The organism is Mucilaginibacter sp. P19, from assembly GCF_050632265.1.
GTDB classification, from domain to species: domain Bacteria; phylum Bacteroidota; class Bacteroidia; order Sphingobacteriales; family Sphingobacteriaceae; genus Mucilaginibacter; species Mucilaginibacter gossypii.
In genome coordinates this window covers 836,919-855,324 of record NZ_CP192586.1, presented here as the reverse complement: position 1 = coordinate 855,324, position 18,406 = coordinate 836,919, and the positions used below count along the sequence as shown (strand labels likewise).

Sequence of the window (18,406 nt, the reverse complement as noted above, 5' to 3'; positions counted from 1 at the left end):
ACCTTTTACCTTCAAAACCTTATCTTATCCCATAAAAGATCCTGAAGCCCTGGATGTATTTTTTATCGCCGGCGTAGGAGATACCGTAGTCAACACGGAAAATTAAGCGCTGTATGCCTACGTAAAACTCGCGATAATTGCGGTTATTTTTCGTGGTGAGGTAGTTGGCACCGATAATTTCTTCAAGCTTCCACTTTCTTAACAACGGGATATGATTAAATAGTGAACCTGCAAAATTATGTTGGTAATGCGCCTCTAAAAACGCACCGTTGGTACTGTAGGTATAAAAAGGCAGGAAGTGGAAACTACCTACATAGGTAGGATCAAAAGTGGTACCCTGGTTACCTAAAAAGTGGTTATAATCCATGTAGTACAGGTTGTTGTTATTGAAAAAGCCTCCGCCCGATACTTTAAATGATGAATAACCCGAAAGGCCGACACGGATATGGTCCTGCGAGAGATCGACAGAAGCAAAATCGTAATCTACATCCGAGCCAATAATATTTTTAAATCCCTTGCGGTAGTTTACCGTTAAGGTTGGATATTTTGAAGGCAGATTAAACTTGCCGGTGGGCCGTGTTTCATACCGCTGATCAAAAGTAAAAGTAGCCGACGCGTTAAATACAAGCGCCTGATTATCCGGAAACAAAAAAGAATGGTCATCAGCCGGAGTACCCGGCGGAGCTAATGGATTATTTGATGTAAACTGGCGATCTTTAATATCCTTTATCTTGCTAAAAGACGTATTGTAAAGCTGCGAGCGACTTGAATACGACAAACCTCCTTTTAAAAACACGCCGTTTAACACTTCGCGCTGATAGCCGAAATCGCCATAATGGCTTCGGTAATATTTAACATAGTTATTTTCGCTCAGAAGCGTACTCAGCGTGTTGAAATATAACGAACGCGTGCCTACATTGTTAAGATCAAGCACATCGCTGCCAAAATCAGCATAAAACTTAGCGTTATGGAAAGGATCGTTCTTATACTCAAAACCCATGTTGGCGCTAAAGGTCTTATTGGAGAAGCCGTAGCGAACAGCCGGCGTAACGGTTAATGAATGAAAATCATCAATTGTACGGATATAGCTTACCTTTGCGTTAATGCCAAAGCCCTCAACCGTGTTGTAGTAAAAGGTTTGTATAAATGGGAAGATATATAATGAATCCCTGTTGCTTTTATTGCTGGCCGCATAGCCAAAAATCAGGTAACCCGGGTAATTAATATGATTTTTATGATGCTGAAGCGAATCCAGGTAGGCATCCGTCTTTTTATATTCTTCAAAGGCATCCTTTTTTTGTAATCACGATCCTCAAAAGCGGTTAAAGGTATGGGCCTTGCATCGGCCCAGTAGCCCGGCTTTTTACTATTAGCTACCGTATCAATTTTCAGAATCTCACCGGTAAAAAAGTTATCAGGAAATGTCGGGTTGATTTTGTAGTTATTATAAACAGCGGCGTAATATCCGCCAAATTTAAATCCGAAAACGGCCCCTTTAAAACTGTATTGGGTTGATGCAGGCATCCATACGCTATCGGTTATGGCTACGTATTGCTGCCTGATCTTTAAAGTATCAACCAGGTTGAGGTTACTTGTTTTATTTTCAATAAACAGGTCAACGCTATAAATACGCCAGTCGCCGTCAACAATATAAATATCGCCCTGAAAATACTGACCATGCCCGCGTTTCGGAATCACCTGGATTTTGTGGATGGTATGGCCATTTTCAACAGAAGTTCCCAGCAATTTGTAATTATAAAACCTGGGACCATATGAAGCAACCGGAGAAACAAAGCCACGGGTAGCCAACCCGTTTATAGTAAATACATTCTGGTAAAAATTAGCCTGCAGGTCGGACGCTTTTTTGTAGCCAAATGCTGTGTTCTGGCCAGCCATCCGGTTGGCAATGGTAATCTCCCGTACCTTGTTGGGCTTTTGAAAATTATATTCAGATAGTGATTCGGACTGGTAGAGTATCCCCCTACCGTTTGTATCCAGATCGAGCGTTTTCCTTACCTCCTGCCCCAACAATGATTTAGGTACGCTCAGTAATTTTTGCACTCCTTTGATGTAAACCGCGCAGGAGTACGAAGTAGCTTCCTCAATATAGTACTTGCGTTTTTTTAGCACCTGCTTCATGATGGTATCGGCAGCATCCCGGTTTTTACGATAGGTTTCGGCTACCCTGTTGGTGGCAAATACTTCATCGGCCATTTGTACATTATGCTCCTGGTCATGATCAGCTATGGTAACCTCTTCAATCTTTTCAGTATAACCAACATAGCGATATATGACGTTATAGGTACCGGGGGCAAGTTTAAACTGGTAAATTCCGTTTTCGTTGGCCGTTGTACCATAGGTGGAATTGCGGATATAAATAGAAACAAATGGAATAACCTGTCCATTTTTATCGGTTATCTTCCCTGTTAAAAGTGATTGCTGTGCGGAGGCCCTTATTACGCAAAAAGCAGTGATTAATAGTAGTATATATTTTCTCATATGTTACTTATGGGTAATGTGTTATGGCTTAAAAATGTTTTATTATTCAGTTAATAATTATTTAAGGTTTAATAAACCCTATCAAATGCCCGCGAATGCTTAATTTTGCCCTCTTTAAAACACGCATGCTATGTACAACACACTAAAGCCGGTTTTACAACAGGAGTTAACCGAAATTGAAAACGCCGGGTTATACAAAAAGGAACGGATCATTACTTCGCCCCAGGGCGCCGATATTACTGTTCAGGGCGGTGCCGAAGTAATTAACTTTTGCGCCAATAACTACCTCGGCCTATCGGGTAATGCCAAAGTAGTACAGGCCGCCAAAGATGCCATGGATACGCATGGTTACGGTTTATCGTCTGTACGGTTTATATGTGGTACACAGGACATACACAAAGAGCTTGAAAAAAGATAGCTGAATTTTTGGGCACTGAAGATACCATACTTTACGCTGCGGCTTTTGATGCCAACGGCGGCGTGTTTGAACCTTTATTTAACGATCAGGACGCTATTATATCTGACGAACTGAACCATGCTTCGATCATTGACGGCGTGCGCCTTTGCAAGGCCCAACGCTACCGTTACAAGCACGATGATATGGCCGACCTGGAAGAAAAATTAAAAGCTACACAGGAGTTACGCCACCGCATTATCGTAACCGACGGTGCTTTCAGCATGGACGGCACCATTGCCCAGTTAGATAAAATCTGCGACCTGGCCGATAAATACAACGCGCTGGTAATGATAGATGAGAGCCATTGCTCAGGTTTTATGGGCAAGAATGGTCGTGGTACGCATGAACATCATAATGTGATGGGCAGGATTGATATCATCACCGGTACATTAGGTAAAGCTTTGGGTGGCGCATCGGGTGGTTTTACATCTGGTCGTAAAGAAATTATTGATATGCTACGCCAGCGCTCGCGCCCGTATTTGTTCTCAAATACTTTGGCACCAGCAATTACCGGTGCTTCAATTGCGGTACTGGATATGTTAAGCGAAACCACAGAGCTTCGCGACAAACTGGAAAGCAATACGCAATACTTCCGTCAAAAAATGACCGAAGCTGGTTTTGACATTAAACCCGGCGTGCATCCGATAGTCCCGGTTATGTTATATGATGCCAAGCTGGCCCAGGAATTTGCAGCCAAAATGCTTGACGAAGGTATTTATGTAATAGGCTTTTACTATCCGGTTGTACCGCAGGGTAAAGCAAGGATCAGGGTACAGATCTCGGCAGCGCATGATATGCACCACCTTGATAAAGCTATCGCAGCGTTTACTAAGGTGGGGAAGGAACTGGGAGTGCTTAAATAACACGCTTAGTTTTTTTATATTTGTAGATATAATTCCTTTTTATGGAAAGTACAAAGTTAACTTTGAGTGTCAAGGCCGATTCGCTGTCTCTTGTTAAGGAGTATGCAAAACGGCAACACACCAGTGTATCCAAACTGGTGCAGGAGTTTCTTGATGGCATAGCAGAGCAGGAAAAAAGGACGATCCGATAAAAGAGAAGTATAAAAATGTGGAAATACCTGAATGGATCAAACAACTTACAGGTATAGTGAAGGATCCTAATCCGGATATGAGCTACGATGATATGAAACACGAATATTTCAAAGAGAAATATGGCATATAAACGCCCCTTTCTGGATAGCGATGTTTTACTGGACATGTTTTTAAAAAGGGATCCCTTTTTCTTCCACACTCAGATACTGCTAATTGAGTGCATAAAAAGAAACATCGAATTGCGAACCTCCTCATTGGTAATAGCAAACATAGTTTACGTGTTGAGGAAACAGGTTGGGATATTGAAAGCCAAGGAGAATTTAAAGAATCTGTTTAATTCTGCAAAAGTGTTGCCTTTCGAATTCGATGCAATAGAAACAGCAATATTAAGTGATATCACAGATTTTGAAGATGCCATCCAATTTCACATTGCCCAAAAACATAATTGCGACGCCATCATCACCCGAAATATAAAAGACTATAAAAACTCAACCATACCGGTTTTAACGGCCGAACAATTTTTAAACACATTATAATGCAAGCTCAGATAGACCAATATACCGCCGAGATCAATGCTTTTTCGCCAGCTAATGCTGATGAACTGGAGGCGTTCCGTATTAAATTTTTAGGCACCAAGGGTATTATTAAAGACCTTTTTGAGCAGTTTAAAAGCGTTAGTCCGGAAGAAAAACGCACTTTCGGCAAGGTACTTAACGAGTTTAAACAACTGGCCGAGGCTAAGTATAACGAACTGAAGGAAAATTTAACATCCGACGTCCAAAATTCGAAATCCGAAATCGATCTTACTTTACCCGGCGATGGCTTTACTGTTGGCTCACGCCATCCGTTATCATTGGTGCGTAACGAGATCATCGATATCTTTAAGCGCTTAGGTTTCGTTGTTGCCGAAGGCCCTGAAATTGAAGACGACTGGCATAACTTCTCGGCCCTGAACTTCCCGGAAGAGCACCCGGCACGTGACATGCAGGATACCTTCTTTATTAAAAAGAATAACGGTAAAGATGATATTGCGCTGCGTACCCACACCTCATCGGTACAGGTACGGATGATGGAAGCCGGCAAACCACCGTTCCGTGCAATTATGCCGGGCAGGGTTTACCGTAACGAGGCAATTTCAGCTCGTGCACATTGCTTTTTCCACCAGGTTGAAGGTTTGTATGTTGATGAGAATGTATCTTTCTCTGATCTGAAACAAACGCTTTATCACTTTGTACAGGAGCTTTATGGCGAAGGTACAAGGGTACGCTTCCGTCCGTCATACTTCCCGTTCACCGAGCCATCTGCCGAAATGGATATTTCGTGTACCATTTGCGGTGGTGCCGGTTGTAACATGTGTAAACACAGCGGTTGGGTAGAGATTTTAGGCTGCGGCATGGTTGATCCTAACGTTTTGGAAAACTGCGGTATCGACAGTAAAAAATATACAGGTTTTGCCTTTGGTATGGGTATGGAGCGTATTGCCAACCTAAAATACGTGATCCGCGACCTGCGCCTGTTTTCAGAAAACGACGTACGTTTCCTTAAACAGTTCCAAACTGAAATTTTATGAGGAAACTCACTATAATATTATTGGTAGTTATCGGTTGCTTTTCGTGCGGAAAAGCAACCGATAATGTACCGAGCGTACCTGTTAATTTCCAGGCCGCGTTGGGCACACCGGCATTGAGCCCCCTTAACGTTGCGGGCGGCGCGGTGGCCATTAATGGTTATGGTGTGTCCGGATTGATCATTTACCGTAAAGTGAACGGCACTTATGCGGCCTACGACCGGTGTAGCAGCTATCAGCCCGAAAAAAATGCGCCGTAACAATTGACAATACAGGCTTTACGGTAACCGATCCCTGCAGCGGTTCAAAGTTTAGCCTGGAAGATGGCACTCCGGTAAAAGCCCCGGCAACAAAGGCATTAAGAACCTATAGGGTAGCTGTTACCCAGTTTGAAATTCAAGTAACTAATTAATGGAAGCCGACAAAATAAAAGATAGTATTAAGCGGGCGGCACAGGAACTTTTCCGCAAATTCGGGTACCATAAAACCAGTGTTAACGAGATTGCCAAAAAGGCAAAAATTGCCAAGGCAACCATCTATAAATACTTCGATAGCAAAGAGGCCGTATTGCACGTACTGCTGATGGACTACATCAAAGCCAGTGTTGACGACCTGGTACAAAGCAATTGGAATGATATTGATGAAGAGGTTTATCTCAACAACCTCATCATGAAAACCTGCCGCCTCTCCTACACCGTTTGTAACGAGTTTATTGGCTGGGACTTTATCCGCGAGTCAACCAATTCGCAGGATTTTTAAAAAATCTCTCTAATGAGCTGGAAGAATTGCTTATGGCATCGTTTATCCAATTGCCAGGTATCCGCAAGCACGAAACTTATCAGCAGCGCTTACGCTTCCTGATCAAGTGCAGCAAAAGCATCGTGTTTAGCTTTGCCTTTACTTCGGTAAGTGATTCGGACGTGCGCAAGAATTTTGTTTCTTTTCAGAAAGAGATCCTACCTTATCTGGTTAAGGCTGCGGTTTCGGTTTAAGAATACCTTTCAATTAAAAACTACCTAAAGAACGACCTACTTATTGCCGTTGACTAAAGTCAACGGATTAAAGGAGTAATAGCCGGGCTTCAGCCCAAATCCAAGGTGTATTTCGGCTAAAGCCTTCTGTCTTTCGCAATAATTCCGTCGACTAAAGTCAACGGCAATGAATTTATTTGATAGCTATCTGACCGGCCTTTAAACAGTTTTTGACTATTTGAGTAAAAATTTCTATTTTTTACTTTGAAATACAAAGTACTTTACGCTATATTTGTCTTGGGTTTAACAACGAGCCCCTTCTTTTTAATTATACACTTTGAAATACAAAGTACTTTATATCTAAACAATCATGATAGAGGAACAATCACCAAAACAAACAACATTGGGCTGGCTCAGGGAGTCGGCAACATTTAAATTGATCTTTATCGGGCTATTGGCGCTTTTACTCTTAATTCCATCAGCCTTCGTCCAAAACCTGGTAACCGAACGTGCAGCCAGACAGGGTGAAACGGCCAAAGAGGTATCAGATAGCTGGTCGGCCAGTCAGATCATTAAAGGTCCAATATTGGTTATCCCTTATAAAAAAGGAATAAATATGCCCGACACCGCTAAGCAGGCGCCTATAGAAAACCTGTACATTTTGCCCGACAACCTTCACATTAAGGCAGGCCTTACAACACAGCTTAGGCACCGGGGCATTTTTGACGTGGCGGTATACAATACGCAGGTAAAAGTAAGCGGTAATTTTGCCAGGCTTGATCTCTCCTCACTCGGTATAAATATAAACCAGCTCCTTTTAAACAAAGCAAGATTTGAATTTAGTGTGAGCGACCTGAAAGGTTTGAAAAGCAACCCGGTTATAAAAACAACTCAACCCATACTTGGCGCCGAACCGTCATTTGAATCCGTATTTGGCAATGGTTTGCAAGCCGGTGTTGATCTTTCAGCAATAAACAATAACGAAATTCCATTTGATTTCACGCTTGATTTGAAAGGCAGTGAAGGATTGAGCTTTTTACAAATGGGTAAAACTACCGATGTGCGGGTAAATAGCAACTGGAGCAGCCCGAGCTTTGATGGCAATTTCCTCCCCGATGACGCTAAAGTTGATACCAGCGGCTTTAGCGCCAGCTGGCGTATGATGTATTATAACCGGCCATTCCCACAACAGTGGACCGGTCAGGAAAAAACGTTGGATAACGACAAAAAACTTAAAGATGCCACCTTTGGGGTAAAACTCCGTCTCCCGGTTGACCAGTATCAGAAAACCATGCGTACCAGTAAGTATGCGATATTCATTATCCTGCTCACCTTTATCTCCTTGTTTTTAACCGAGGTTATCCGCAAGCAACCGATACATATGTTCAATTACATACTGATTGGTGCGGCTATGGTTATTTATTATACGTTGCTATTATCGTTTTCAGAGCAGGTTGGCTACAACATGGCTTATCTAATTGCTTCTGTGTCAACCATAGCACTTATATCCGTATTTATATCATCCCTGCTCAAAAACGGCAAGGCGGCGTTACTGTTCGCCTTTATTTTGGCTGTCTTTTATGCCTTCATCTTTGTGATCATTCAACTGGAAGATCTTGCCTTAATGGTTGGTAGTATCGCGCTGTTTATCATTATAGCGGTGTTGATGTACTTTTCGCGCAAGATAAACTGGGATAAAAATTAAGCATTGCATATACCAATCAACAAAGATTTATGAAATCTTTGTTGATTATAAATTAAACCCTATACCGATTTGGTTTTTAGTTTAAAAATTACTATGTTAGCATAGTAATTTTTTATTTTATGAGCCGCGAACTAACAGAACTTTCAGACCTGATTGATGAGCAATTTGAGATAGAAGATATTACCGTTGACGATAATATGGTTAACTATCTGCTAAGTTTATTTGCTTAGAAATCCTGCTTAAGATCGTAACGTCTTTTAAAGGCGACCGGCTTTCTTTTGTCCCTCTCCTCCCATTTTCAGGATTAAATAAATAGGGTTAACTTTGCAGCCTGATGAGTAAAGCTAACAAACCAAAGTTTTTTGAAAACGTACAGATCATTGATATTGCCGAAGAAGGCAAAGGTGTAGGCAAGGCAGATGATTTTGTTCTTTTCGTAGATAAAGCCGTACCCGGCGACATTGCCGATGTACAAGTGTACCGGAGTAAGAAAAACTTCGGCGAAGGCAAGATCACCGAATTAAAACAAGCTTCTGAATACCGCACTACTCCTTTCTGTGAGCACTTTGGCACCTGTGGTGGCTGCAAATGGCAGCACATGACCTATGAGGCTCAGCTTAAATTCAAACAAAAATCGGTTGGCGATGCTTTAAGTCGCCTGGCCAAGATCAACGTTGATGGCATAATGCCTATCGTCCCATCTCCTGCCGACAGGTATTACCGCAACAAACTTGAATTTACATTCTCCAACAAACGCTGGCTTTACGACGGCGAAAACAAAGAAGATGGCACACTGAATATGAATGCCCTCGGTTTCCACATTCCAGGCAGATTTGATAAAATATTAGATGTAAACCATTGCTATCTGCAGGCCGAGCCCTCCAACAGTCTGCGTAACGAGATCCGTGATTTTACCATTCAACAGGGTTATACGTATTACGATCTGCGTAATCACAGCGGTATGCTCCGCAATTTGGTTGTACGCACCTCATCAACCGGTGAGATCATGGTTATTGTGGTTTTCGCTTACGCGGAACAAAGCGAGATCGATAACCTGATGAGCCATATTGACGCTCGTTTCCCGGAAATAACTTCATTGTTATATATCGTAAATCAGAAAAAGAACGATACTATTTTTGACCAGGATGTTGTAGCCTTTAAAGGCCCCGAATATATCCACGAGGAAATGAATGGCATCAAGTTCCGTATAGGGCCTAAGTCATTTTACCAGACCAACTCTGTACAGGCACTCCGTCTGTATGAAATAACCCGCGATTTTGCGGGTTTTAAAGGCGATGAACTGGTTTATGACCTTTACACGGGCGCCGGCACCATTGCCAACTTTGTTGCCGGTCACGTGCGTGAAGTTGTTGGTGTTGAGTATGTACCAACTGCTATTGAAGATGCTAAGGTAAATTCGGCCATTAACAATATCACCAACACCAAGTTTTATGCGGGTGATATGAAAGATGTATTGGTGGCCGATTTCGTAGCTGAGCATGGCAAACCGGATGTGATCATTACCGACCCACCACGTGCAGGCATGCACCCTGATGTAGTAGCCCGCTTAATGGAAATTGAAGCCCCTAAAATTGTTTATGTAAGCTGCAATGCCGCCACCCAGGCCCGTGACTTGCTGGTGCTAAAAGAAAAATATGATACGGTTAAAATTCAGCCGGTAGATATGTTTCCGCATACCCAGCACGTAGAGAACGTGGTGTTGCTTGTTTTGAGAAGCATATAGTTCATGGTTGAGGTTCATAGTTATCGGCTTGCGGATAATTGAATCTTAATCAAAAAACCGGTGTAATCCCCTAAAAAAATCAACGAAATCAGCGTAATCAGCGTAATCAAAAAAATCAACGGTCATGAACCCTGAAGAACTGCTTAACGAAGGAAATGAACGCAACAAACCGGCGGCCGATAGTCCACTGATAAGTTTGGAGCGCGACCTAAAATATTTTAACGAGTCAATTAAAGAGGTATCTGAGGAGATCATGAACGAAGGTCTTTCTTCCTACCCTATTTTTATAGCTCATCAGCACGAACTTAGTTTAGGCGAATTAATCCTTGATCGTCATGATTTAAACTCGGAATGGAGCATTCATGCTTCTACATTGGAAGAATTTGTAGAACGAGACGTTATAAAGCCTGTACTGAAAGAACGCTTTATTAACAGCTACAAAGATCCGTACCAATTTATGTGCGTATTTGTAGTGGTTCCCGAAGGCGCAAACTTTGTGTTTTTCCCTTACGCTAAGTAAGTTTTATTTATATAAATTTGAGACGTGCGGCCCCTTCTCCCGAAGACGCAATATGGAATGGACTATTTTAGTTAAATCCTGCTTCCGCATAAAAGCTCCTTTAAAAAGAGCAATAAATAATGCTGATAAAAATGCCTGAAAAAAGCTTCTCATACTAAATAAGCAACAGATCCAGCAAAAGCTCGACAGGATGGCCTACCAGATACTGGAGGATAATTTTGACGAGAATGAAATACTGATAGCCGGTATTCTGCCACGCGGTAACCACATTGCCGAACGCCTGAAAACCATACTTGACGGTATTGCGCCTTTCAAAAGCCGTATCATCACCATCGAGCTCGAAAAACAAAGCAGCAGCCTGAGCGCTAATATTGATTTTGAGGTTGAGGAATGCAGCAATAAAGTAGTGATACTGGTTGATGATGTACTAAACAGCGGTAAAACCCTTGCTTATGGCTTTGGTGTGTTTTTAGATGTTCCGCTCAAGAAACTTCGTACCGCGGTATTGGTTGACCGTAATCATAAAAGCTTCCCTATCACTACGGATTTTGCCGGTGTGGCCCTTTCAACCGTTATTAAAGAACATGTTGATGTAGTGCTTGATGAAGAAGATGGCGAAGAGGATGCGGTTTATTTGAGGTAAGATTATTAAATTTGTTTATAATCTAAAAACATGTCAATAGCTGAAATAAAACAAACCAAATCAAACCTGATTGCATGGATTGAGCAGCTTTCTGACTCAAATCTGCTTGCCTTTTTGGATAGTATAAGGAGTTCAAAATCTGAGGGGGATTGGTGGGAAAATTTGTCTGAGGCACAAAGAACGCATATAAATGAAGGTGTTGATGATGCTGAACAGGGAAGAACTATTTCCTCCGCAGAGTTTTGGAATAGATTAAAAAATGGGTAAAGACCAGTTAGTCCGTATCAACTATACGAATCGCTCAATATCAGATGCAGAGGCCATCAAAAATTACCTATTATATAAATTCACTCAACGGGAAGTTGACAAATTTTTTCATCTCCTTGAGATTTTTGAAAGCGTAATTCTAACTTTTCCAGAATTATATCCTAAAAGTTCAATTAATAAAAAGGTGCACAGAGCTGTTTTAAGTAAACAGCTCTCTGTTTTCTATACCACAAGCAAGTACAAAATTTCTATTGTGGCAATATTGGATAATAGGATTAGTACTTCTAAGTGGCCGTAACCCCCAACGCCTCTTCCAGCTTCTCAACCGACATATCAATCCCTTCAACAATATTTGTTGCCTGCAGATAAAAGCCTTCGCGTTCGGCCAGTTTGCCTGTTATAAATTCAATCAGTTCATCACCTTTTTTCCCTTGCAATACCGGACGTATTGTTTTGCTGTTCTCCAGCCTGTCGGCCAAGGTTTTGGGAGATAGTTTTATGTAGAGGGTTTTACCGTTGGCATTCATCCAATCCATGTTATCAAAAAAACAGGGCAATCCTCCACCGGTTGATACCACCGTATTTTCGGCATATTCAGTTTCTTTCAATACCTGCGATTCCAGCTTACGGAATGCATCTTCACCAAATGAGGAAAAATATTCGGCTATGCTCATGCCTGCTTTGGCTTCGAGCACATGGTCAAGATCAATAAATTCATAGCCCCATTTGGCGGCCAGTTTGCGGCTCCAGGTTGTTTTGCCACACCCCATAAAGCCCACAATAAAATATTTCATAAAAATTTCTTCAGCTTAATTTTACCCGAGGGTCAATCCAAACATAGATAACATCCACCAGGATACTGATCACTACAAATATAAACGCGATAAACAATATAGAGCCCATCACCACCGGAAAATCCGACATTTCCAAAGCATCAACAGTAGCTTTACCTAATCCGTTATAACCAAAAATGTATTCCACAAAAAACGAACCTGCCAAAAGCGACGCAAACCAGTTGGCAATGGCGGTAATTACCGGGTTCATGGCATTTTTAAGTGCATGACGGTAAATAATCGTCCGGTTACTTAATCCTTTCGCTTTGGCAGTTCGGATGTAATCCTGCCCCAAAACATCAAGCATCGCATTACGGGTAAGCTGCACAATAATAGCCAATGGGCGCAAACCCAAAGTAATTACCGGCAGTACCAGATTTTTCAGCGTAATCACCTCCCCTTTAAAAGGATCATAGCTATATAAACTGCCCGACATATTTAAATGCGTGTAATTACTTAGCACAAAACCAAAGATCCAGGCAATGATAATCCCGGCAAAAAAAGAAGGGGCAGAAATGCCCAGTGTTGAAAAACTAATAGCCAGTTTATCAATCCAGGTATCTTTATTAACCGCGCTTGCCACGCCCAAAAAAACACCGATAATGATAGCGAAGATCATAGCAGCCGCGGCAAGCACCAGTGTATTCGGGATTACTTCCATCAATAATGAAGCTACATCTTTACGGGTTTGGTATGAACGCCTTAAATAAGGCCATTTCAACGCCAGCACTTTGCTTTTGCTCACCGGGAATAGTTTTACATAGCCGTAGCGCTGTTGCTCGTCAGCCGTATTAAGATGGATCCCTAATGGGGAAAGATCATTCAGATAATAGGCGAATTGCACCGGGACTGGTTTATCCAGCCCAAACTCTTTGCGTACGGCCTGAAGCGATTGTACGTCGGCACGCTGCCCCTGGGTCATACGGGCAGGGTCTACAGGTAAAATATTGAACAGGAAAAAAACAACAAACACTACCCCCAGCATTACTGCCAGCCCGTACATTAATTTGCGGAGCAGGTAGGGGATCATTTTGTTATTTCTGCAAGTATTCCTTTACTATGTCTTCGTATTTAGGCACCGAATGATAATGCCACTTATTAATAACGGTGCCATTCTTAATTAACAAAACGCCCGGATTGGAACGCACCATTGATTTCAGCGGAACACCGTCTGCATAAAAGATTTCGCTGATCAGTTTATGCTCTTTGGCAAACGCTTTGGCATCGGCTGCGGAATTTGAGGTGAGCAGTACGGTACGGATATTATAATTATCAGTCAAATTAATGGCCAATGCGTTTAAGCGATTGATCGCATCTTTATCTGTTTCGCTCAAATCATAGGCTACAATGAACAGGCTATAAAAAGGGCTCGAAAGTAATTCTTTGGTATAATCGTTCCGCTGTTCATCCTGGATAGCAAGGTCACGAATTTTAGGCTCATATCCCTTTTTTACCAGGCGGTTTTCCGGGTCACCAACAACTTCCCAACTGGCGTCCTTCCAGATATTACTTTTAAGGTATTCCTTATCGTTCATCACCCTGGTAGCGCCAGTCTTTTTGTTTTTGAGGTGATAGGTAAGTTCAAACTCGTCAAGAGGTGCACCAGGCGGAATCTTCATTTCATCGGGCAGGTTAGCACCTATTTTGTATGGCAAAAAATCAATGACCGGCGAAAAGTTGTAGGTGTATACGCCGAAGCCAACCGAAACTACGGCAGCGCAGATCAGCCACTTATCGCCAACCTTCGCGCTAAATAATGGCTTAATTTCTTTGCGCTTTACAAACAATACCAGCACCAAAGCCAGCAAAACCATATCCTTACTGAAGGACTGCCATGGTGTTAAGGGAATAGCATCGCCAAAGCAGCCGCAGGTTTGCACCACTTTAAAAAAGGCCGAGTAAAAAGTTAAAAAGCCAAAAAAGATGATCAGTAATAACAATCCCCAGGCAACCTTAACAGCGCGGGCACCAATGAGCAAGGCGAAACCCAGCAACATTTCAAGCGCGCATAACACAATAGCCATCGTAAGCGCAAGCCCATTGAGGAAAGTTATATGAAAAACCTCAAAATACTCAACCAGCTTATACGAAAAGCCCAGCGGATCATTGGCTTTAATCGCTCCCGAAAATATAAACAACAAGCCCACCAATAAGCGTGGGATCCATATTACAGCGCTATTTGATGATGTATTTTTCATAAGCTTTATTTGCCCAGATGTATATTAAGCTTGATCAGCGCGAAAACGGCATAGTTCAGCATATCCTGGTAGTTGGCTTTTACACCTTCTGAAGCTTCTGTAAGGCCTTGATTATCTTCTATCTGTTTTACGCGGAGCAGTTTCATCAGTATCAGATCTGTCAATGAACTGATGCGCATATCGCGCCATGCTTCGCCGTAATCATGATTTTTGGCAAACATCAGTTCTTTGGTTTCATTCACCTTCTCGTCAAACATCTGGCTCACATGATCAGGGTTAAGCTCGGTCGACATTTCGGGGCCGCATTCCAGCTGCATCATGGCTATCACACAATAGTTAACAATGCCGATGTATTCGCCGGTGATATCATCGCCCACTTTTGAAATTTTCTTCTCTTCTAAAGTGCGGATGCGCTGGGCCTTGATAAAAATCTGATCGGTAATGGATTGCGGACGGAGGATACGCCATGCGGTGCCGTAGTCGCGGGTCTTTTTCATGAAAAGGCCTTTACATATATTAATTACGCCTTCGTATTCTGCTGCTGTATTAGTCAAAAGATGATGTGTTTTGTTTGTTGTAATGTTGTAAAGCTTAAATGTTGGGAGGTTTTGAAGCCTGCGCCTGTAAAGTTAGTTAACTTTGCCGTATTATAACTTTGCAACACTTAACTAACCGTGACTAAAAATACATTTTTCCGTAAAAAAGTTACACTTAATGCCGGGGGCCGATTGATTGATCTTTCATCGCCAAAAGTGATGGGCATTATCAATATCACACCCGACTCCTTTTTTGCCGATAGCCGCAAACCCGGCGTTGATGAAGCCCTATTTCAGGCGCAAAAAATGCTCGCTGATGGTGCAACGTTTTTAGACATTGGCGCGTATTCATCACGCCCCGGAGCGGTTGATATTTCGGTTCAGGAAGAAACGGACAGGTTATTGCCTGTTGTTGAAGCTATTGCTGCCCAATTCCCGGAGGCTATTATGTCGATAGATACCTTCCGGGCAAAGGTTGCCGAAGCGGCTGTAAAAGGCGGCGCACATATTATCAATGATATATCAGGCGGCATGCTTGATGGTGATATGTTTGCTACTGTTGCCCGCCTGCAGGTGCCTTATATCTTGATGCATATGAAAGGCACTCCGCAAACCATGAACCAACTGGCCGAATATGACGATGTATTTGGTGAGGTGTTTGATTATTTTATCTCGAAATACAGCGAATTAAAACGCCTTGGGGTACATGATGTGATCCTTGACCCAGGTTTCGGCTTTGCTAAAAAAGCGGAGCATAGTTATGAACTGATGAGCCGGATGAATGAGTTTAATATGTTGGGTTTACCTGTGCTTACTGGTATCTCCCGTAAAAGGATGATCTACGGTTTATTGGGGAATACGGCGAAAGAGGCGTTGAATGGTACTACAGCTTTAAATACTATTGCATTGACGAAAGGTACCAATATTTTGAGGGTACATGATGTGAAAGAGGCCGTGGAGGCGGTGAAGATTTGGGAGGCTTGTAAAAGTTAAAATTCGGCGGCCGGGAGGCCGCTTGATAGTTTGGCACTCGGCGAGAGCCGAGCGCCGGCCTTTTTTATTTTAATTTTTTATCAACTTAACGCTGACGCTCGGCTCCTGCCGAGTGTCGACTATTTCGCGGCCTCCCGGCCGCCGCAGCCCAAACAATTAACTGCTACTCGTCAACCTTAAACACAGAATCAGGGTTAGCGCTACTATACACATAAGCTACAGGATCGTTCACAATCATAGCTTCAACAGGATTATTGTGAATATAATCTGCCTTCTGATCAAACACTTTTACTGTTATCAGCTCGGTAGGATGCGTTGTCTTTTGCCAAAACTGATATTCACTATTTTGCTGAGTAGCATTTGCATAATATCTGAACATATAATGCAGCCATTCTTTTCTGCTTTCCGTATGGCTATCAGTTATCAATGCTATAATACGCTTAGCTGTATAACTTTTGAGGTCTCTTATAATTTGCGGAAGTTTTGCTTCCTCAGATTCAACTATGAGATGAATATGGCTAACCATTATACAATAAGCATACACCTTTAAGCCCTTGTTTTTTCTGCAAAATTCCAGGTTATTTAAAAACTCTTCGCAATATTCAGACCGGGTGAAAACATCTATCCAGCCAACTACCGTGAGGGTTACAAAAAACGGGCGATCTGTATTGGCTTTTCTGAATTCTGACATGATTTAGGCTTATTTGCGCTACGGCGGCCGGGAGGCCGCTTGATAGTCGACACTCGGCTGGAGCCGAGCGTCAGCGTGTTTGTTTATTTATTTTATTTCTATTTTCCCGCCACCGCTCGGCTCCAGCCGAGTGGTAACTATTCCCAGGCCTCCGGCCTGCGTTAACCTTTTTCTTTTTGCTTCTTAATTCTTAAAGTCCTGATTCTGAAAAGCCCCTTCCATCGTTTTCAAAATAGCATCAACATATTCCCGGTCATTAGCCAGGCGTGGTACCTTATGCTGGCCGCCTAATTTTCCTTTTTCCCTCATCCAGTTAAAGAAAGTACCATCAGGTGCGCGACGAGACTATCGGGCGGCGAAGGGCAAGGTCTTTAAAACGTTTGGCGTCATAGTCGGAGTTGATGCGGCGCAGGGTTTCATCCAACAGGTCAACAAAACGCTCAAACTCGGCCGGTTTCTTTTCAAATTCAATAATCCACTCATGGGCACCGCATTCATTGCCGTTAAAATATACGGGAGCTGCGGTGTATTCCCTGATAATGGCGCCTGTTTGCGAGCAGGCTTCGTCCAATGCACGTTCGGCATTGTCAATGATTACCTCCTCGCCAAAGGCATTGATAAAATGTTTGGTACGACCCGTGATCTGGATCCTGAATGGCGAAAGCGACGAAAACTTAATGGTATCCCCTATCATGTAGCGCCACAGGCCCGCATTGGTTGATATGATGAGCGCGTAGTTTTTGTTTAGTTCCACCTCATCAAGAGTAAGTGTTTCAGGGTTTTCATCGTGAAGGTTTTCGATGGGTAAAAACTCGTAAAAAACACCGTAATCAAGCATCAGCAGCATATCGCCGGGCTCTTTGGTATCTTGTATGCCAAAGAAGCCTTCGGAAGCGTTATAATTTTCGAGGTAATACATATCCTCATGAGGGATAAGCTTTTTAAACTGCTCGCGGTAAGGTGTAAAATTCACCGCGCCATGGAAATACATTTCCAGGTTGGGCCAAATTTCAAGCAGGTTATTTTTGCCGGTGATCTCCAGGATGCGTTTAAACAACACCAGGTTCCAGGTGGGTACGCCGCTGATACTGGTAACATTAACATCCTTAGTAGCATGGGCTATCTTCTCAATCTTTTCCTCAAAATTTTCGAGCAGGGCAATGTCTAAATGCGGTGTACGGTGAAACTCGGCCCACATGGGCAGGTTTTTCATGATCACCGCCGAAAGATCTCCAAAGGAAGTATCCGGACTTAGCTGACTGATCTGGTGACTGCCCCCGAGCGTCAGGATTTTCCCCGTAAACATACGGGCGTTAGGCTGATTATTGAAATAAATGGTGAGCAGGTCCTTGCCACCTTTAAAGTGGCATTCTTCCAACGCTTCTTCACTTACCGGGATAAATTTGCTCCTGTCGCTGGTAGTACCCGATGATTTCGCAAACCAGCGGATCTCTGAAGGCCACAGCACATTTTTTTCGCCTTTAAGCATCCGCTCAATGTAAGGCTTTAACGTATCGTAATTTTGTATGAGGACGCGCTCCTTAAACTGGCCCAGATTTTCGATACTTTTATAATGGTGTTTTTTGCCCCACTCCGTGTTTTCAGCAACCGATACAAGTTGCTCAAACCATTCTTCCTGCACTTCATTAGGGTACTTCATAAAAAGCTCTATCTGGTGGATACGCTTTTTCATGAACCAGGTAAATACGGAGTTAAAGAGGGTCATA

At 42.7% G+C, this 18,406-nt stretch carries 15 protein-coding genes and 4 pseudogenes; 12 read left to right on the top strand and 7 right to left on the bottom strand.

Translation table 11 applies throughout. The features are described from left to right. Positions 1–19 precede the first annotated feature (19 nt). A pseudogene (locus tag ACQ86K_RS04210) lies at positions 20–2,499 on the bottom strand (DUF5686 and carboxypeptidase regulatory-like domain-containing protein). A gap of 130 nt (positions 2,500–2,629) precedes the next feature. Between ACQ86K_RS04210 and kbl the strand changes: the two are divergent. The 11 genes and pseudogenes from kbl to ACQ86K_RS04155 all read left to right on the top strand — a co-directional run bounded on the left by kbl (position 2,630) and on the right by ACQ86K_RS04155 (position 11,428). Continuing rightward, positions 2,630–3,819 (top strand): annotated as a pseudogene (gene kbl, locus ACQ86K_RS04205) (glycine C-acetyltransferase). Positions 3,820–3,860: 41 nt separating this feature from the next. Then, on the top strand, positions 3,861–4,010 hold the full coding sequence (locus tag ACQ86K_RS04200) for a DUF6364 family protein (RefSeq protein ID WP_431199851.1): 150 nt from the start codon (positions 3,861–3,863) through the stop codon (positions 4,008–4,010). Positions 4,011–4,130: 120 nt separating this feature from the next. Beyond that, positions 4,131–4,547, top strand: a complete 417-nt coding sequence (locus tag ACQ86K_RS04195) for a type II toxin-antitoxin system VapC family toxin (protein ID WP_091172169.1) — start codon at positions 4,131–4,133, stop codon at positions 4,545–4,547. Continuing rightward, positions 4,547–5,581 (top strand): phenylalanine--tRNA ligase subunit alpha, encoded by a 1,035-nt coding sequence (gene pheS / locus ACQ86K_RS04190; RefSeq protein WP_176844531.1) that lies wholly within the window; start codon positions 4,547–4,549, stop codon positions 5,579–5,581. Before ACQ86K_RS04195 ends, pheS begins: the two co-directional genes overlap by 1 nt. Continuing rightward, positions 5,578–5,838, top strand: coding sequence for a hypothetical protein (locus tag ACQ86K_RS04185; protein WP_431199850.1), 261 nt, complete (start codon positions 5,578–5,580; stop codon positions 5,836–5,838). Before pheS ends, ACQ86K_RS04185 begins: the two co-directional genes overlap by 4 nt. A gap of 151 nt (positions 5,839–5,989) precedes the next feature. After that, a pseudogene (locus tag ACQ86K_RS04180) lies at positions 5,990–6,570 on the top strand (TetR/AcrR family transcriptional regulator). A gap of 349 nt (positions 6,571–6,919) precedes the next feature. After that, on the top strand, positions 6,920–8,254 hold the full coding sequence (gene creD, locus ACQ86K_RS04175) for a cell envelope integrity protein CreD (protein WP_091172162.1): 1,335 nt from the start codon (positions 6,920–6,922) through the stop codon (positions 8,252–8,254). Positions 8,255–8,588: 334 nt separating this feature from the next. Beyond that, the gene (rlmD, locus tag ACQ86K_RS04170; protein WP_091172160.1) at positions 8,589–9,998 is read left to right on the top strand and encodes a 23S rRNA (uracil(1939)-C(5))-methyltransferase RlmD; all 1,410 of its coding nucleotides are present in this window, start codon (positions 8,589–8,591) and stop codon (positions 9,996–9,998) included. A 124-nt stretch (positions 9,999–10,122) separates the two neighbouring features. Continuing rightward, positions 10,123–10,518 (top strand): hypothetical protein, encoded by a 396-nt coding sequence (locus tag ACQ86K_RS04165; RefSeq protein WP_091172158.1) that lies wholly within the window; start codon positions 10,123–10,125, stop codon positions 10,516–10,518. A 190-nt stretch (positions 10,519–10,708) separates the two neighbouring features. Beyond that, positions 10,709–11,161 (top strand): phosphoribosyltransferase family protein, encoded by a 453-nt coding sequence (locus ACQ86K_RS04160; RefSeq protein WP_431199849.1) that lies wholly within the window; start codon positions 10,709–10,711, stop codon positions 11,159–11,161. 30 nt (positions 11,162–11,191) lie between these two features. Next, on the top strand, positions 11,192–11,428 hold the full coding sequence (locus tag ACQ86K_RS04155) for a hypothetical protein (RefSeq protein WP_091172156.1): 237 nt from the start codon (positions 11,192–11,194) through the stop codon (positions 11,426–11,428). A gap of 284 nt (positions 11,429–11,712) precedes the next feature. On the opposite strand, the gene ACQ86K_RS04150 is transcribed toward ACQ86K_RS04155, so the two are convergent. Genes ACQ86K_RS04150 through ACQ86K_RS04135 form a run of 4 tightly spaced genes read right to left on the bottom strand, consistent with a single transcriptional unit; the run spans position 11,713 to position 14,956 of the window. Next, positions 11,713–12,222, bottom strand: coding sequence for a shikimate kinase (locus ACQ86K_RS04150; protein ID WP_091172152.1), 510 nt, complete (start codon positions 12,220–12,222; stop codon positions 11,713–11,715). A gap of 10 nt (positions 12,223–12,232) precedes the next feature. Beyond that, on the bottom strand, positions 12,233–13,291 hold the full coding sequence (locus ACQ86K_RS04145) for an ABC transporter permease (RefSeq protein ID WP_091172149.1): 1,059 nt from the start codon (positions 13,289–13,291) through the stop codon (positions 12,233–12,235). Between the two features lie 4 nt (positions 13,292–13,295). Next, positions 13,296–14,459, bottom strand: coding sequence for a BT_3928 family protein (locus ACQ86K_RS04140; RefSeq protein ID WP_431199848.1), 1,164 nt, complete (start codon positions 14,457–14,459; stop codon positions 13,296–13,298). A gap of 5 nt (positions 14,460–14,464) precedes the next feature. Further along, complete coding sequence (locus ACQ86K_RS04135) at positions 14,465–14,956, bottom strand: DUF1599 domain-containing protein (protein WP_090534301.1); 492 nt, start codon at positions 14,954–14,956, stop codon at positions 14,465–14,467. Positions 14,957–15,133: 177 nt separating this feature from the next. Between ACQ86K_RS04135 and folP the strand changes: the two genes are divergently transcribed. Further along, positions 15,134–15,988: a dihydropteroate synthase gene (folP, locus tag ACQ86K_RS04130; protein WP_091172145.1), complete on the top strand. Its 855-nt coding sequence runs from the start codon at positions 15,134–15,136 to the stop codon at positions 15,986–15,988. A gap of 163 nt (positions 15,989–16,151) precedes the next feature. Here folP and ACQ86K_RS04125 read toward each other — a convergent pair whose 3' ends face one another. Together ACQ86K_RS04125 and ACQ86K_RS04120 are read right to left on the bottom strand one after the other, a co-directional pair. After that, a complete protein-coding gene (locus ACQ86K_RS04125) occupies positions 16,152–16,679 on the bottom strand; it encodes an REP-associated tyrosine transposase (protein ID WP_091172143.1) in 528 nt (175 codons plus the stop codon). Between the two features lie 183 nt (positions 16,680–16,862). After that, positions 16,863–18,405 (bottom strand): annotated as a pseudogene (locus ACQ86K_RS04120) (GH3 auxin-responsive promoter family protein). Between the last annotated feature and the right edge of the window lies 1 nt (position 18,406).